A 17,065-nucleotide genomic window follows, 5' to 3' on the forward strand; every position below is an offset into this window, starting at 1 on the left:
ATGCCCCGCCCCTCCCTCCGGAGTCTCCTCGCCTCCGGTCTGGCCGTCGGACTCGCCGCGACCCTCCAGGTCCCTCAGGCAGCCGCGGCCGACGACGCCGTCGTCGCCCGCGCCGACGCGCCGCTGATCGTCGCCGGGCTGATGACCAACGCCCGCGTCGACCCGCTCGGCATCCCCGGCGAGGCGCCCAGCCTGTCGTGGCGCTCGACGTCCCTCGCCCGCGGCGTGCTGCAGTCGGCCTACCAGGTGCGGGTCGCCGCGTCCGAGGACGCGCTCGCCTCGGACGCCCTCTGGGACAGCGGCAAGGTCGTCTCCGACCGCCAGGTCGACGTCGCCTACGGCGGCCCCGCCCTGACGTCGGCCACGCGCTACGTCTGGCAGGTCAAGGTGTGGGACGGCGACGACCAGGAGTCGGCGTGGAGCGACCCGGCGTCGTTCGAGACCGGCCTCCTGGCCGCGTCGGACTGGGCCGGCGCGGAGTGGATCGGCAAGGCCCCGGGTGCCGAGCTGGCCCGCTGGACCGACTACACCGCCGAGTTCGACTTCACCCTCGACAACCTGGCCTTCGGCACGTTCGTCCGGTCGGCCAACCTGGCCAACGGCTACATGTGGCAGCTGAGCGTCGCCGACGGCACGCCGCGCCTGCGCCCGCACGTGCGCACCAACGGCAACTACGCGCTGCTCGACAACAAGGACATCTCGTCCTTCATCAGCGCCCAGCAGCTGCGCACCGGCCGGCACACAATGGCCGTCACCTTCGACGGCACGACGATCACCACGCGGCTCGACGGCGTCGTCATCGACACCCGTACGCACGCCGCCCACGCCCGTGGCTTCGTCGGCTTCCGCGCCGACCTGGCCAACGAGGGCGTCGAGCGCTCGACCGTGCACGACGTCCGCGTCACGGCCGAGACCGGCGCGACGCTGCTCGACACCGACTTCGCCACGCAGGGCAACCCGTTCACCGGCGGCACGCTCGTCGGCGGCGACCTCAAGATCGAGGGCCGCGCCGACGTGCTGTGGCGCTCGCCCGACGACAACCTGCCGGTCCTGCGCACCGACTTCGACACCGCCGCCGGCAAGACGGTGACCCGCGCCCGCGTCTACGCCACCGCGCGCGGCATCTACGAGCTGCGTCTCAACGGCGAGAAGGTCGGCGACCAGCACCTGGCCCCCGGTTGGACCGACTACCTCGACCGCTACCAGCACCAGACCTACGACGTCACCGGCCTCGTCGACGCCGGCACCAACGCGCTCGGCGCCGAGGTCGGCAGCGGCTGGTACGCCGGCCGCATCGCCCACCTGCCCGCCGGCCAGTACGGCACCGACACCTCGGTGCTGGCCCGGCTGCGCATCGACTACGCCGACGGTACCTCGCAGTGGGTCGACACCGACGACGCGACCTGGACCGCGGCCACGGGCCCCTACACGGCGGCCGACCTCATCGACGGCGAGTCCTACGACGCTCGCGCCGCCCGTCCCGGCTGGGACCAGCCGGCGTACGACGACAGCGGCTGGGCCGCCGCGGTGGCACGCCCGGCACCGTCGGCACCGGTCGTCCCGCAGCCCGACGAGCCCGTGCGCACCTCCGAGGAGCTCGCCACAGTCGCCCGCACCGAGCCCGCCCCGGGCCGCTGGACCTACGACCTCGGTCAGAACATGGTCGGCGTCGCCCGGATGACGCTCAGCGGTCAGGCCGGCCAGACCGTCACCATCCGCTACGGCGAGGAGCTCAACCCCGACGGGACGCTCTACACCGCCAACATGCGCTCGGCCAAGGTCACCGACCGCTACACCTTCGCCACCACCGGCACCGTGACCTACGAGCCGCGCTTCACCCAGCACGGCTTCCGCTACCTCGAGATCCTCGGCACCTCGACCCCGCCCGCCGCCACCGACGTGACCGGTGTGGTCTGGGGCTCCGACCTGACGCCCACCGGCCACCTCGACACCTCCGACCCCATGCTCGACCAGCTGGTCAGCAACATCTCGTGGGGCCAGCGCGGCAACTTCCTCTCGGTCCCGACCGACACCCCCGCCCGCGACGAGCGGCTCGGCTGGGCCGGCGACATCAACGTGTTCGTGCCGACCGCGAGCTACCTCACCGACACCCGCGCCTTCCTGTCGAAGTGGATGATGGACATGCGCGACACCCAGGACACCAACGGTGACTACCAGGGCGTCGCGCCCACGCCGCCCGGCTTCAAGGTCGGCACCGGCACCGGCTGGTCCGACGCCGGCATCACGGTGCCCTACGCCCACTGGCAGAGCTACGGCGACATCAGCACCGCGCGCCGCTACTGGGCCGACATGAAGCGGTTCCACGGGCTGCTGCGCACCAGCGCCGGCGCCGACCTGCTCGAGCAGGGCCGCAACACGTGGGGCGACTGGCTCCACCTCGACGACCCGACGCCGGGTGCCGTGCTCGGCACCGCGTCCTACGCCCACACCACCCGGCTGATGGCCGAGATGGCCGCCGCCCTCGGCGACGACGCCTACGCCGCCGAGCTGACCCAGCTCGACGAGGACGTCCGCGCCGCCTTTGCCGCGGCGTACATCGCGCCCGACGGCACCGTGCAGGGCGGCAGCCAGACCGGCTACGCGATCGCGCTCGGGATGGACCTGGTGCCCGACAAGATGGTCGACGCCGTCGGCGCCAAGTACGTCGCCGAGCTCGCCGCAGCCGACAACCACCTCACGACCGGCTTCCTCGGGACCCCGTGGCTGCTGCCGGCGCTCAGCGCCATCGGCCGCGACGACCTGGCCCACACGATGCTCGGCCTCAAGGACTACCCGTCTTGGGGCTACGAGATCGAGAACGGCGCCACCACGATGTGGGAGCGCTGGAACTCGATCATGCCCGACGGCACCTTCGGCGACGTCAACATGAACTCCTTCAACCACTACGCCTACGGCGCCGTCGGCGACTGGATGTACCAGAAGATCGGCGGCATCAGCGCCGCCGAGCCCGGCTACAAGAAGATCCGAGTCGCGCCGAGCCCCGGCGGCGGCCTGACCAGCGGCAGCGGCCGGCTCGAGTCGGTCTACGGCACGATCGCCACCGACTGGCAGCTCGAGGGTGACGACCTGTCGCTGGCCGTCGAGGTGCCCGTCGGCACCACCGCCGACGTCGTGCTGCCGGCCGACAACACCTACGCCGTGCTCGAGGGCGGCGCGCTGCTCGACGGCGTGAACGGAGTCCACGACGTCGTCGACGACGGCGAGACCGTCACCGTCACCGTCGGCTCGGGCCGCTACGCCTTCGTCGTCGCGGGCAACGCCGAGCTCGGCGCGCTGCTCGAGACCCTCGACGCCCTCGCCGCCCAGGTGGGCGAGCTCGCCGACGCCGGTGACCTCGACGCCACCGAGCGCGGTGAGCTCGACGCCGGCACCGGCGACCTGCGCGGCCTCGTCCAGGACGCCCTGATGGCCTCGGTCGACGGGGACACCGCCGCGGCCAGGACCGCGCTTCAGGGCGCGCTCGACCTGGTGCGCGACCTGCGCACCTGGCTCGCCGGCTCGTCCGTCGAGGCGCCCGTCCGGGCCGTGCTCGACGGCAGCCTGGCCGCGGTGGAGGCCGGCGTCGTCCGCGCCCTCACCGCCGCGCTCGGCGTCTCGGTCGCGCTGCCCCCGGTCGACGGGGCGGTCCTGCCCGGCGGCACGGTGAGCGGCACGGTCGAGGTCACCAACGACGGCGACGTCCCGCTCACCGACGTCTCCGGCACCGTCGAGGTCGACGACTTCGGCAGCGCCACCGTCGAGCCCGTCACGGTCGGGGCCGGCCAGTCGGTCCAGCTGCCGGTCGAGTTCGACGTCCCCGACGACGCGGCGCCCGGCTCGTACGACGCCGACCTGGCGCTGACCTACACGGCCGGCGGCGAGACCTACACGGTCACCATGACCACGTGGGACTGGGCCGAGGTGACCAGCGGGCTGACCGTCGGCACCCTCACCACCGTGCCCGCCACCACCGACCCGGTCGAGCGCCTCGTGGTGCGCGTGCCGGTCACCAACACCGGCACCGCCCCCGTCCGGGCGCACGCCGCGCTGACGCTGCCCGCCGGGTGGCGCTCGGTCCCCTCGGTCGACGTGCTCGTGCCGGCCGGAGGCGAGACCGTCCTCGAGGTGGCGACCACCGTGCCGCTCAGCGTCATCGCCGGCCCGGTGCCGGTGGGGGTCGCCGTCGTCCGCGGCACCGACACGCTGGTCGAGGCCGAGCGCTCGGTCACCCTCGACCTGCCGCGTCCGCCCACGGCCGCGGTGCTCGACCACGTCGACTTCGGCAACCAGGCCTCCGAGGCCGCCCACGCCGTGCAGGCGGCGCCGGGCAGCGGCACCAACACCGAGGCTGGCCTGACCCGCCGCTACGCCGGCAAGACGACGCCGGGCTCCTGGTTCTCCGCCGAGGTGACGGTCCCGCAGGGGCAGCCGTTCCTGCTGCGCAACGTCGAGACCTATGACGGCCCGTTCACCAAGAAGTACGACGTCTTCGTCGACGACGTGCTGGTGCGCACGCAGTTGGTGCCGCGCAGCGAGAGCGGCCTCGGCACCAAGGTCTACGACGCGCTCGTCGACGACCCGTCGCTGGCAGGCAACGACGGCTCGGTGCGGATCAAGTTCCAGTACCCGGTCGACGCCGACGCCTTCTACGACCCGTCGATCGCCGACATGTGGGTCCTGGCCGTGCCGGCCGACAGCCAGGCGCCCGACGTGTCGGCCGTGGTCACCCGCGGCCGGGCCGGTGGCGCCGGCTGGTACCGCTCGTCCGTCGACGTGAGCGTCTCGGCGGTCGACAACCGCGACGCCGCCCCGGTCGTCCAGACCGGCACCGACGCCGGCTGGGACGCCTACGTCGCCCCGGTCACGCTGACCGGCGAGGGCCGCCGCGTCCTCACCTACCGCGCGACCGACGCCGCCGGCGGGCGCACCACCCGCACCCTCGCGGTCGACATCGACACCGTCGCCCCCGTCACCGAGGTGTCGGTCGTGCGCGGCAGCGGCGTCGAGCAGCTCGACAGGGCGACGCTCACCTTCGCGGCCAGCGACGCCACCAGCGGCGTCGCCACGACGACCTACCGGGTCGACGGCGGCGAGTGGACGACGTACGACGGGGAGCCGGTGCTCGTGCAGGGCTTCGGCGACCACGTCGTCGACTACGCCTCGGTCGACGTGGCAGGCAACCCCGAGCCCGTGCAGCAGGCGACGGTGAGCCTCGCCGACGTCGACGCCGTCTCGGCGGTCCTCGCGCCCCAGGTCTCGGGCACCGTGCGCCTCGGCGGTCGCCTCCAAGCGACGACCGGCAGCTGGAACACCAAGGGCCTCGCGTTCACCTACGAGTGGCTGCGCAACGGCACCCCGGTCGCCGGCGCCACGGCGTCGTCGTACACGATCGGCGCGGCCGACGTCGGACGCCGCCTCTCGGTGCGGGTGACGGCCTCCAAGTTGGGCCTCGAGCCGGGCACCTCGACGTCGGCGCAGACCGCGCCGGTGGCCAAGGCGTCCTCGAGCACGGCGGTCGCCGTGTCGCGCACCCAGGTGCGGGCCGGGTCCAAGGTCACCGTCACCGTCACCGCGACCGTCCGGACGCCGGGCGTCCCGGTCACCGGCAAGGTGCGGGTGCTCGTCGACGGCAAGGCCACCGCGACGCTGACCCTCAAGGGTGGCAAGGCCTCGACCAAGGTCGTCGTCCGCAGGGGCAAGCACCGCGTCCAGGTGCGCTACCTCGGCTCGGCCACCGCCGCGCCGTCGTCCTCGCCCACGAAGGTCGTCCGCGGCCGATGATCCGTCCCGAGCACGAGGAGACCTCCGTGTCCGTCGCGTCCCGTCCCACCACCCGCCGCTCCACCGGGCGTGCCCTGCGGACGGTCGTGGGGGTCCTCCTCGGCTCGATGGCCCTCGCCGGCCTGAGCGGCGTCTCCGCACCCGCCGGCGCCGCATCGGCGCCGGCGGCGCAGGCCGCCGCTGCCCCCGCGGCCGACAAGGCGCCCGAGCGGGTCTGCGGCAAGGCGCTGAGCAGCGGCACCAACCAGGTGCCGCTGCTGGCCCTGCCGGCGACCGGGTCCACCGGTGCCGAGTCCTACTCCGGCGGCCACCTGGCGCCGGCCAGGGCCTCGGAGTGGACCGACTACTCCCTCGAGGGCGACGCCACCACGCCCAACACGATCGCGGTGTCCTTCCGCCAGAGCGGCAACAACGGCCCGTCCCTGCAGTTCTCCAGCAGCGGTGGTTCGCTCGGCCCGCTGCGGCTGGACAACGGGGGCTGGGCCGCCGACGGCACCCGGCCCCTGCCGGCCGGCACGCTGGTGCCGGGCAAGCCTTTCCACTTCGAGATCCGGGTGCAGGGCCAGCAGGTCACGGTCCTGGTCGACGAGGTCCAGATCGCGCAGTACTCGCGTTCGTGGATCCCGGCGTCCGGCACCATCGGCGTCCGGGTCTCCGGCACCGAGACCGGCACGCTCGACAACCTGGTCGTCCGCCGCCTCGACACCGGCGCCTACCTCTACGCCGACGACTTCGAGGGCCGCGCCGTCGGCGCCCCCGGCGCCACCGCGGCCGGCTACCCCGACCTGCAGGTCGTCGAGAGCTGCACCGTGCCGGACTCGCCCAGCGACGCCTACTGGATCTGGAGCTCCGACGCGACCTCGGTCAACAGCTGGGCCGCCTTCCGCAAGTCCTTCACCGTCGACGACGTCGACGCGCTGCCGGAGGCGGTGACCGCGCGCATCGCGGTCGAGACCAAGTACTGGCTCTACGTCAACGAGGAGCTCGTCGTCTTCGAGGGCGGGGTCAAGCGCGGCCCCAACCGCGACGACTCCTACGTCGACGAGGTCGACCTGCGACCCCACCTGCGCGACGGCGCCAACACCGTCGCGGTCCTCGCGGTCTCCTACGGCCGCGGCGGCTACGCCGGCCCCTATGCCGGCAAGGCCGGGCTGTTCTTCGAGGCACCCGACGTCGACCTGCGCTCTAACGACACCTGGAGGGCGCTCAAGGTCGGTGCCTACGGCCGCATGTCGGTCGACGTCAACTACCGCCTGGCCGAGCCCAACGTCCGCTACGACGCCCGCAGCGAGCCGACCGGCTGGGCGGGGTGGAAGGCCACCGCGTTCGACGACGCCACCTGGCCCGCCGCAGTCACCTCGGGCAACGAGGGCAGCTCGCCGTGGAACCTCCTCGTCGACCGGCCGATCCCGCTGCTCAAGTACGACGAGCAGTACACGACCCACGCCGTGACCGACCCGGCCGTCAAGGTCAGCAGCGCCGGCGGTGTGACGACGTACGAGCTGCGGATGCCGGTCAACCACCAGCTCACGCCCTATGTCCGCCTCGGCGCGGGCACCCAGGCCGGCCGCACCGTCGGCCTCAGGACCGACCACGCCACCGTGCGCGGCTCCGGCATCGAGCAGGCCGTCCAGGCCGAGTACGTCACCAAGGCCGGCGCCCAGGCCTACGAGTCGCTGATCTGGATGAACGGCGACAAGCTGTTCGTCACCGCCCAGGACGGCGCCGAGGTCCTCGAGATCGGCTACCGCCTCTCGGGCTACGCCTCCGAGTTCGACGGCACGTTCGTCTCCGACGACGGGTACATGAACACTTTGTGGACCAAGGCGCGCGACACCCTCTACGTCACCATGCGCGACTCCTACATGGACTGCCCCGACCGCGAGCGCTCGCAGTGGTGGGGCGACGCGACCAACGAGCTCGAGGAGGCGTTCTACGCCCTCGACCCCGCGGCCGCCGACCTGGCCCGCAAGGGCATCACCAACCTGATGGGCTTCCGCAACGGCGACCTCATCCCGACCCAGGCGCCCGCCGCGACGTTCTCCGAGCTGCCGGCCCAGTCGCTGGCCGCGGTGATGAGCTTTTGGATGTTCTACGAGTACTCCGGTGACGTCACCGCGCTCGAGGAGACCTACGAGCCGTCGGTGGCCTACCTGCGCACCTACGACATGGCCGACGACGGCCTGCTGAAGCACGACCACGGCGGCACCTGGCATTGGCACGACTGGGGTTACAACGAGGACGGCCGGCTCATCGACACGCTCTGGTACTACATAGCCTTGAAGTCGACCCTGCAGTCCGGCTCGACGCTCGGCGTGCCCACCGACAGCGCCGACACCGCCTGGATCCAGGGGCGGATGACGTCGATCGAGGACAACATCGACTCGCTCTGGGTCGAGGGCGAGGGCTACTACGAGTCCACCGGAGACGGCCGCGCCGACGACCGCGCCAACGCGCTCGCGGTCTACGCTGGCCTGGCCAAGCCCGAGCAGTACGAGCAGATCCGCGACGTGCTGGTCAACGTCCAGAAGTCCAGCCCCTACATGGACAAGTACGCCCTCGAGGCGCTTTACCTGATGGGCTACCCCGACGACGCCATCGCGCGGATGAAGGACCGCTACGCGCCGATGGTCAACGACCCCGACCACTCCACGCTCTGGGAGTTCTTCGCCGGCCCCGAGCAGGACGCCGCCGGCACCTTCAACCACGCCTGGACCGGCGGCCCGCTCACGATGATGAGCCGCTACGCCGCCGGCATCCAGCAGGTCACGCCCGGTTTCGCCGAGTTCGCCGTGCGCCCCCAGCTGGGCTCGCTGCGCACGGTCCAGGCGCAGGTGCACAGCACCAGCGGCGAGATCGCCGTCGACATCGACGCCCGCGACCCACGCCGCTACGCCCTTGACGTCGTCGTCCCCACCGGCACGGTGGCGCAGGTCCACCTGCCCACCGTCGAGCTGGACGACGTCCTGCTCGGCGGCGCGCCGCTGACCGCCACGTCCCCCGCCGTCCTCGGCACCTCCGTCGACAGCACCACCGGCGAGACCGTCGTGCGGATGGCGCCCGGCGGCCACGCCTTCACCGTCGCCTCGGCGCCGGCGACGGTCTCCCTGCCCCGTCTCGGCACGGTGCGTCCCGGCGCAGAGGTGACCGGCACCGTCGAGGTGGCCAACACCGGGTCCGCGACCATCGACGCGGTCGAGGCCGTCGTCGAGGTCCCGGGCCTCGTCGCGCCGATCAGCCTCGACGGCGGTCCCGTCGCCGTCGGCGAGACCGCGTCGCTGGCCTTCACCGTCCGGGTCCCGCAGGGCGCCCGCAGCGGCACGTCGTACGACGCCGAGGCCGACGTCACCGTCCGCTACGGCCAGCTCGAGCGCACCTCGGTGGTGCCGGTCGGCAACTACCTCCGCGTCGCCGCCGACGTCACCATCGACCCGGTCACCGTCGGCGAGCGCTCCGGCGACTACCCGTCGACCGGCCGCTGGGCGGTCACCGCCACCGTGCGGAACGACGGCCCGGCGGTCGTGACCGGACGGCTCGTGGCCCGCTCCGTCGCCGGCGTCCTCGAGGCCGGCGCGCCGTCCGCACTGGTCACCGTGCCGGCAGGCGAGTCGATCGAGGTGGCGGTGACGGTGCACGGCGGTGGTGAGCACTGGCTGCCGATCATGCAGGCGGTGACCGTCGACTTCGCCGACCGCGGCTCCGTGCTCGCGACGGCGACCAGCGGCTCCCGCATCAAGTGGTACGGCCCGAAGGGCCAGGGGTGGATCACCACCGGCGCCGCTGCGCTCGCCGGCAGCACCGACCACGTCGACCTCGGCGACGGCGGCACCGGATCGACCGGCAACGCGCCTGCCAACGCCCGGCCCGGCCCGACCGAGCTCGCGCACGACCTGCGGTGGAACTACCTGCCCGGCACGCCCGTCGGCGGCACCAACACCGAGGGCGGCCTGACCCGGCGGTTCACCTGGGCGCGGGACGGCGCGTGGTTCAGCGTCGACGTCGCGGTGACGTCGGGTGCGCCGTTCGTGCTGACGATGCGCGAGACCGCTGACACCTCGGTGCCGAGCACGCTGGCGATCGTGCAGAACCGGCCCAAGCGCTACCAGGTGCTGGTCGACGACGTCCTGGTGCGCCAGGTGCGCTACCTCGTGCCCAACGAGGGCGTCGTCGGCAACACCCTGGCCGCCTACCAGGTGCGGGTCGACGACCCGGCCGCGCTCGACGCCGACGGCGACGGGAAGGTGACGGTCAAGTACCGCTACCAGGGCGGCAACGACGAGTTCTACGACCCGTCGCTGACCGACGTCTGGGTCTCGCCCGCAGGCGACCCGGCCGCCGACGTCCACGCCCCGACCGTCTCCGCGGCCCCCGCCGACACCACCGTCTACGGCGACGGCGGCTGGATCACCGAGCCAACCACGCTCGTCGTCGACGCCGCTGACGAGGCCGGCGACGCGCCCGCGGTCGAGGTGTCGCTCGACGAGGCGACGGCCGCCCCCTACGCGGGACCCGTGCCGGTCGAGTCCGACGGGACGCACGTGCTGCGCTACTCCGCCACCGACTCCGCGGGCAACGCCTCCGCCCACCAGACCCTCACGGTCAAGGTTGACGGCACCGACCCGGTGCCCACGTTCGGGTCCTGGCCCCCCGGCGTGATCCGCGAGGGTGCGGTGCCCGCCGAGCCGGCCTGCCGGGCGACCGACGCGACGTCCGGCGTCGCCTCATGCACGCAGACGGGCTACGCGACGACGGTCGGAAGCCACACGATCACCCAGGTCGTCGTCGACAACGCCGGCAACCGGGCGACCGCGACGCTCGACTACGTCGTGGTGGAGGCCGAGGCGCCGCCCGCGACCGTGGTGTCGAGGGTGAAGCTCAACCAGGCACAGCTCCGGCTGGTCCGGGGCACGTCGCTCCGCTTGGAGGAGGCCGTCTACCTCAGCAACGGTCGTTCGTCCTACGCCGGGTCCGTGGTGTGGAGGACGTCCAACCCGGAGGTCGCGGCCGTGACCTCCACCGGCGTGGTGCAGGCCAGGAAGACCGGCAAGGTGACGATCACCGCGACCACGGTCCGCGCCGGTGCGTCCGGCAGGAGGTTGTCCACCAGGATCACCGTCTCAGTCGTCCTGGCGAGGTCCAGGGCGAAGGTCGCCAAGGTCGCCGCCGCCGTACCGAGGTCGATGCGGGCGGGGCAGTCGGTCTACCTCACCGGGAGGTACTCGCCGGCGTCCGCCACCGGCGTTAAGGTGACCTACGCGTCCTCCGCGAAGGATGTGGCCGCCGTCGACGTCGCCGGCAGGATCCTCGCCCGGAAGCCGGGCACGGTGCGGATCACCGTCAAGGCCGGCGGGCGCTCACGGGCGTACACGGTCGTCGTCCGGTAGGCGGCTCGACCGCCGTGGGTCACTGACGGCGGCCGAGCCGAGGGGCAGAGGCCCCGCGGGGCTAGACCTCCGCAGGGTGCGCACCTCGCCGGGTCTCGGCTCGGACTCGCTGCCGCTCGCCTGGCACGACCAGCGAACATCACCGCCGGCGGTCGAGCCGCGGGACGGAGTCCCTCGAGTCGAGCCCCCTCCGAGCCGGCCTCGGGAATCGTCAGGTGCGCTCGCACCTCAGCATGAGCGGGCGTATCGGCTCGCGACAGGCACGGTCCGAACGGAGCTTCTAGGACCCATTCACGGTCGTGAGTGGTACCTAAAGGACACGCGCGACGAGGGCTATCCCGAGGGACTCAGCGTCCGCTGGCGGCGCCGCTCGTCGCGCATCCGCTGGAGACGTCGCGCGGTGACCGGATCGACCTCGAGCGCAGCCGGACGGTCGATCAGCGCGTTGAGCACCTGGTAGTAGCGGGCCATGGTTAGGTCGAACTTCTCCCGGATCGCGGTGTCCTTCGCTCCGGGGTAGCGCCACCAGGTGCGCTCGAACTCGAGGATCGCGCGGTCGCGGTCAGTGAAACCGGGTTCATCGGTCAGCGTCGGCTCGGCGGCGGCGCGCGCAAGGGTGTCGATGGAGGGAGCATCCATGGCCGGGACGCTAGGTGCAGCCACCGACAGGGGTGCTGACCTCAGTCGGAGGGTGCTGGCCTGCTGGACCGACCACACCTGAGGCCTTCCCTGACAGGTACCGCAGACACCACGTGCTCCTGCGTCTAGCCGCCGCTCCGTCCTGGCTGCCATGTACCCGGACAGGTGAGGGTGCGACGGGCAGCGAGTCAAGCCGTTGCCGTAACAAGTTCGGGACGAAGTCGCCCGGCGGCGGGGTACGGTCGAGGTACCACGATGCGCGGACTCCCGCGCGTCGACCGTCGCCCCAGACCCCGGTGACCTCTATTCAGCGAGGCTGATGTGAAGACGATCGAACTTCTGGGCGCCCTGGGCCGTGGCATGGTGGCCGGTGCGATCGGCACCGCCGCGATGACCGTCTCCCAGCGGGTGGAGATGGGTCTGACCGGGCGCGAAGGCAGCCAGACCCCCGGCAAGGTCGGAGCGCACCTGATCCGCGGCAGGGACCCTGGGTCTCGTTCCGACGTCGAGCTGCTCAACAATCCGGTCCACTGGGCCCACGGGATCACCATGGGCGGGGTGCGCGGCGTCCTCGACCTCGCCGGCGTGAAGGAGCCGGAGGCCAGCCTCGCCCACTTCGCCCTGCTCTGGAGCAGCGACGCAGCTCTCTACGCGGTGCTGGGCATCGCTGAGGCGCCGTGGCGGTGGAGTGCCGGCGAGCTCGCGACCGACATGTTCCACAAAGGCCTGTACGCGGCAGTCACCGGGGTCGCCTACGAGGCGCTCGCGCCGGCAGCCGAGTCTCGCCCAGCGGGGCGCGCGCTGTGAGCGAGCAGCCGAAGCCCCTCACCGCCCTCGTCCTGTCCTGCACACTAAAGACGTCCCCCGCTGCCTCGAGCAGCGACCTGATCGGTCGCGAGTTCCTGGACGAGCTCAAAGGTCGCGGGTTCACCGGCGACCTGGTGCGGGTGGTCGATCACGACGTGAAGTTCGGAGTCACTATCGATGAGGGTGACGGCGACGCCTGGCCACAGATCCGGGCCAAGCTGCTCGGTGCCGACGTCTTGGTCATCGCCACGCCCATCTGGATGGGTCAGCCGTCCTCAGTCGCCAAGATGGTGCTCGAGCGGCTCGACGCCGAGCTGGGGGAGGCCGACGAGGACGGACGGCTACTGACGTTCGACAAGGTCGCTGCAGTCGCTGTCGTCGGCAACGAGGACGGCGCGCATCACGTGACGGCCGAAGTCATGCAGGCGCTCAACGACGTAGGTTTCACCGTCGCAGCGAGCGGGTCGACCTATTGGGTCGGCGAAGCGATGCACTCCACCGACTACCAAGAGCTCGATCCCCGACCGGAGAAGACCGCCGCGGCAACAAGAACCGCCGCCGCCAACACCGCTCACCTGGCCCAGCTCCTCGCAAGCCGCCCGTACCCCCCTGCATAAAGACGCGGTGCCGCAAGGATCTACCGCTGGACTCCGACGCCTCCGAATGCGTTGACGGTCGTCTAGACCTTCTCGATCAGCGCGGCCGGCAGCCAGTCCTGGACCGTGAGCCAGTCGCCGTCGATCCAGCGGCGGTAGAAGGTGTAGCCCTCCCACTCCTCGGTGCCGCGGCGCCACAGGATCAGCAGCCCGGGCTCGGGCCCGCTCGGCGTGGTGACGATGACGTGCTCGGCGACCGCGCGCATCTCGCTGCGTCGAGCTTGCAGGTCGGCGGTGCTGTGGGTCCGCTCCCCGAGGGGCTTGCCGGGTCCGTTGCTCGTGCCGCCGGCCACAAGATCAGTCCCGCTCTATCGACGGTCCTGGCGTGACTGGATCATCTCCCGTTTGGTGATGTGCGTCGCACCGATAGTCGCGATCACGACTGATGGCACGATCACCAGGGGGTTGGCATCGCGGTCAACGACGAGGATGTAGGAGAGAACCCCGCAGCCTAGGCCGAGGGCCAGCAGGAGCAAGCTGGGGATGTCGAGCCGACGTCGATACGAGCGATGGTTATGCGTCGTCATCGTCAACTGCGGACCTCCTGTGGCTCAGAACTTCTAGGACGGTCCACCTGACTCGACGGCGACCGTTCTTCTCGACGACGTCCTCACGGATCTTGAGGCGGAAGATGTCGGTCTTCCGGATCGCAAGCCCCGTGCTGACCAGGCGTAGGAAGTGGCTGTCTTCGACCGTAGCCGACCGGGTGCCCTCGGTCGTCTTTACCCGCCACTTTTCGGGATCGTCAAAGTCGATGGCCGACATCTGAGCCTCGGTGTCCAGGACGGTGAACGACTCGATCACCTCGTCTTCCGGTCGCACTGCGTCGTAGTCGGACCGCGTCAGCGTGTAGGTCTCCTGCTCCGACGAGTCAGTCACTTCTCCGGGCGTGGTCTCCGGGGTCTGCACCTCGAGCGACTCGACGCGCTCGTCGCTCAACGCTGCCATCACCTGTCGGAGCTGCGTCTTGCGTTTCCGGCCTCGCTTGTTGAGCTCGGCCCACACCGCGGCAGGGACCTCGTCGACTGTGTTGTCTTGCCAGGTGACCAGCACATTGCCGTTGTCGAGATGCTCGGCGCCGCTCACCTCTGCTCGTGCTCGTTGTGTGGCCCACCAGATCAACACGCCGAGGGACGGTCCGCCGAGGCCGGCGGTTGCGTCGTGCATATCGAGTGCCGCGCGGTAGACCTCCAGGATGAACGACCCCTCACGTGCGGGTCGCACGAGCACCTCGGACCCGGCCGGCCCGTCGCCGAACGCGCCGGCCTTGGCGAAGTCGCTGGAGATCCCGACCAGTCCCTGCAGGATCTCGGCTACATCGGCGGCCCGCAGCTCATGCAGGGCGGACCCGTCTTCGTTCTCTCCGACGAAGCGCAAGGTTAGAAGGTCGACGGCGCCGGTCTCCGGCTGGTTGCTCATAGCCGGGGAACCTATCCCGGACCTGGCGCCGCGGTGGCAACATCAGTCAGATTCGGGGCGGACGTCTCAGCCCTCATCGCCGCCGAGATCGGGGTGGCCGGGCTCCTGCACCGGCTCGGTGTAGTCGATGGCGTCGGCCAGCACCAGGATGCGCGACGCGATCTTGGCCTGCTGGCCAACGAGCCAGCCCAGTGTGTGCCCGACCATCTCCTCGTTCGACAGGCCGGCCGGGCTGATCGCGCTCTCGTCGCCCTCAGCCATGGCTCGGGCCTCGGCGATGATCTCGCGAAGAGGGTCGCGGAAGTTGTCACTCACCGGTCCAGAATAGGACGCCTGGCCTACGGGCCGTCCGAAGCGGCACAAGGCGGAACGCGCCCGCCTCGCCAGCGAAGGCTGCGATGGGGCGCGGCGCCGTCGTACCGTGCGAGCGTGACCAAGGACCAGGCACCGGCGCGTGAGGCCGCTGCTGCGCTCGGTGTCGGTCTACAGCACCTTCGGTGGCTATCTGAGCGCGGCCGCCTGGTCACTGAGCTATGTGACGGTCGACGGTGGGTGGAGCGCGAGTCGCTCGAGCGCCTTGTCGAGGCGCGTGCCGCCGAGGCCCGGGCGTGGGTGACCTACGAGGAGGCTGCGGTGATCGCCGGCGTGTCGCGGCACACGGTCTGGCGCGAGATCAGGGCTGGCCGGCTGGCACCCCGCGAGCAGCTGGGTTCCACCCGGCCGTCGTTGTCGCGCGCGCAGGTGGAGGCGTGGGCCGCCGACCGGGCGCGACAGAAGCGCGAGCTGCAGCGGCGCGTGGCGGCGCGGGCGGCTCGGTCGACGGGCTCGGATCCGCCCGACGACGGGCAGGTGTGGCTGGACCCGACGACGGCGGCGCTGGTGCTGGGGATGTCGCCGACGGGTGTGCGGTACCGGGTCGCGCAGGGGTTGCTGCCGCACGTGAAGCGCGGGAACCGGCTGTGGCTACGCCGCGACCATGTCGAGCAGGCTGCGGCGGCGCGCGCGCTCCGCGGGGGCTGACCACCGGGCCGGACGTCCAGCCGTAGCCTGAATCCATGGCCGGCGCTGACGCGACGATTCTTCTGCGGGACGCATCCCGGGAGGACGAGATCGTCGCTGCCCTCTCGTCCCTTGACCTCGAGGCGGCGCAATGGTTCGTGGAGCCGGCCAATGACTACCCCGGCCAGGAACTCGCGATCGACCTGCACGGCTGGGACCAAGACAACCTCGACGAGGTGATCGCCCGTGTGCGGGAGGCACTGAGGCGTATCGGGATCGACCAGGCGCCGACCGAGCTCGAGTACGACGCACCTGGCTGACTGCTCCGGAGCCGTCAGTCGACTCGCATGACGTAAAGCAGAAGGGCGTCGTCGGGCTTGTTGTCGATCGCGGGCTGGTAGGCCTCGTCGTAGGTCGGCCGGTCGAAGGTCTCCCGGACGGCGGCCTCGTCGGCGTCGCCGCGGCGTCGGTAGCAGGCGAGGAGCTTCACGGGCATCAGCGTGCCACCCGGGTACGACAGAACCGCCCCACTCGGCCCGCTGGCTGAGTGAGGCGAGTGGGCGCAAAGCACGTGTCCCGGCCGCAGACGACGCGTGGACGTCGTGCCGCGGCCGGGACCCGGCCCCCTACCGGAGGGTCTGGGGTGAGGTCACTTGGTCTTGACCGTGATGGTCGCGACGCCGACCTTGACGTCTCCGCTGAGGTCCTTGATGCCGAACGTGTCGTTGAGCAGCGTCGCTGCGCCGTCGCTCAGGTAGACGCCCGAGCCTTGCAGCACCACCTCGTCGCCACCGCCCCCGAGGTCGGGCTCCTGGAGCGTCGTGCCGTCTAGCCGGAAGATCGCGATGCTGGTGGCGGCGGTCTCACCGTCGACGGCGACGTCTCCGTAGACCAGCGAGGCGACCGGGTCGACGTTGAAGTTCCCGACCGTCACGGTGGTGCCGCCGGCCTCGAGGTTCAGGCCGGAGCCCTCGTGCTGGACCTGTCCGACCACGTAGTCGGGGGTGGAGCCCGGCTCGAAAAGGCCGACGTTGCCGCCGGTGATCGGGAACGTGATCGTGTCGCCGTCGAGCGTGGCGTTCATGAAGGGTGAGGGAGCGACCTTCAGTGAAGTGAGCGCCTCGAGGAATCCGGGGTCGAGCTTGACCTCGGTCGTGCTGCCCTTGACCGCGCTGAGGTCGGTGATCTGGGCCAGGTAGTCGATGCGTGCGCTGCTGCTGGACTCGCTCGCACTGGCCGGCGTCCCGCCGTTGTCTTCGCTGCAGGCAGCGAGGGGGACGGCCAGGAACACGAGGCCGGTGAGGCCCGCCAGGGCCTTCTTGCTGGGAGCTGTGAAAGGCATCTGCGTTCTCCTCCGATTGTGCGGACGTTCACTGATGC

12 protein-coding genes are annotated in these 17,065 nt (G+C 71.4%); 6 read left to right on the top strand and 6 right to left on the bottom strand.

Annotation, left to right across the window (positions count from 1 at the left end; genetic code table 11):
* Positions 1-5,781: a family 78 glycoside hydrolase catalytic domain gene (locus AC4MBH_RS24215; RefSeq protein WP_491797979.1), complete on the top strand. Its 5,781-nt coding sequence runs from the start codon at positions 1-3 to the stop codon at positions 5,779-5,781.
* 26 nt (positions 5,782-5,807) lie between these two features.
* Positions 5,808-11,165 (top strand): alpha-L-rhamnosidase-related protein, encoded by a 5,358-nt coding sequence (locus AC4MBH_RS24220; protein ID WP_491797980.1) that lies wholly within the window; start codon positions 5,808-5,810, stop codon positions 11,163-11,165.
* Between the two features lie 333 nt (positions 11,166-11,498).
* On the opposite strand, the gene AC4MBH_RS24225 is transcribed toward AC4MBH_RS24220, so the two are convergent.
* Complete coding sequence (locus tag AC4MBH_RS24225) at positions 11,499-11,804, bottom strand: DUF3263 domain-containing protein (RefSeq protein WP_491797981.1); 306 nt, start codon at positions 11,802-11,804, stop codon at positions 11,499-11,501.
* Positions 11,805-12,125: 321 nt separating this feature from the next.
* On the opposite strand from AC4MBH_RS24225, the gene AC4MBH_RS24230 reads away from it, so the two are divergent.
* Both AC4MBH_RS24230 and AC4MBH_RS24235 read left to right on the top strand, forming a co-directional pair.
* On the top strand, positions 12,126-12,611 hold the full coding sequence (locus AC4MBH_RS24230) for a hypothetical protein (RefSeq protein ID WP_491797982.1): 486 nt from the start codon (positions 12,126-12,128) through the stop codon (positions 12,609-12,611).
* Positions 12,608-13,228, top strand: coding sequence for a flavodoxin family protein (locus tag AC4MBH_RS24235; RefSeq protein WP_491797983.1), 621 nt, complete (start codon positions 12,608-12,610; stop codon positions 13,226-13,228). The genes AC4MBH_RS24230 and AC4MBH_RS24235 overlap by 4 nt, the downstream gene beginning before the upstream one ends.
* Before the next feature lie 62 nt (positions 13,229-13,290).
* On the opposite strand, the gene AC4MBH_RS24240 is transcribed toward AC4MBH_RS24235, so the two are convergent.
* From AC4MBH_RS24240 to AC4MBH_RS24250, 3 genes are all read right to left on the bottom strand, one after another.
* Positions 13,291-13,560, bottom strand: coding sequence for a hypothetical protein (locus AC4MBH_RS24240; protein ID WP_491797984.1), 270 nt, complete (start codon positions 13,558-13,560; stop codon positions 13,291-13,293).
* A 220-nt stretch (positions 13,561-13,780) separates the two neighbouring features.
* The gene (locus AC4MBH_RS24245) at positions 13,781-14,686 is read right to left on the bottom strand and encodes an LAPAL motif-containing putative phage structural protein (protein ID WP_491797985.1); all 906 of its coding nucleotides are present in this window, start codon (positions 14,684-14,686) and stop codon (positions 13,781-13,783) included.
* Positions 14,687-14,752: 66 nt separating this feature from the next.
* The gene (locus tag AC4MBH_RS24250) at positions 14,753-15,001 is read right to left on the bottom strand and encodes a hypothetical protein (protein WP_491797986.1); all 249 of its coding nucleotides are present in this window, start codon (positions 14,999-15,001) and stop codon (positions 14,753-14,755) included.
* A gap of 114 nt (positions 15,002-15,115) precedes the next feature.
* Here AC4MBH_RS24250 and AC4MBH_RS24255 point away from each other — a divergent pair, with 114 nt between their 5' ends.
* Positions 15,116-15,706 carry a hypothetical protein gene (locus AC4MBH_RS24255; RefSeq protein ID WP_491797987.1) on the top strand — a complete coding sequence of 197 codons (591 nt, stop codon included), beginning with the start codon at positions 15,116-15,118 and terminating at the stop codon, positions 15,704-15,706.
* A gap of 35 nt (positions 15,707-15,741) precedes the next feature.
* Positions 15,742-16,005, top strand: a complete 264-nt coding sequence (locus AC4MBH_RS24260) for a hypothetical protein (protein ID WP_491797988.1) — start codon at positions 15,742-15,744, stop codon at positions 16,003-16,005.
* A gap of 14 nt (positions 16,006-16,019) precedes the next feature.
* Here AC4MBH_RS24260 and AC4MBH_RS24265 read toward each other — a convergent pair whose 3' ends face one another.
* On the bottom strand, positions 16,020-16,175 hold the full coding sequence (locus tag AC4MBH_RS24265; RefSeq protein WP_491797989.1) for a hypothetical protein: 156 nt from the start codon (positions 16,173-16,175) through the stop codon (positions 16,020-16,022).
* A gap of 159 nt (positions 16,176-16,334) precedes the next feature.
* Positions 16,335-17,027: a hypothetical protein gene (locus AC4MBH_RS24270; protein ID WP_491797990.1), complete on the bottom strand. Its 693-nt coding sequence runs from the start codon at positions 17,025-17,027 to the stop codon at positions 16,335-16,337.
* Between the last annotated feature and the right edge of the window lie 38 nt (positions 17,028-17,065).

Source organism: Nocardioides sp. WJ219, from assembly GCF_058559815.1.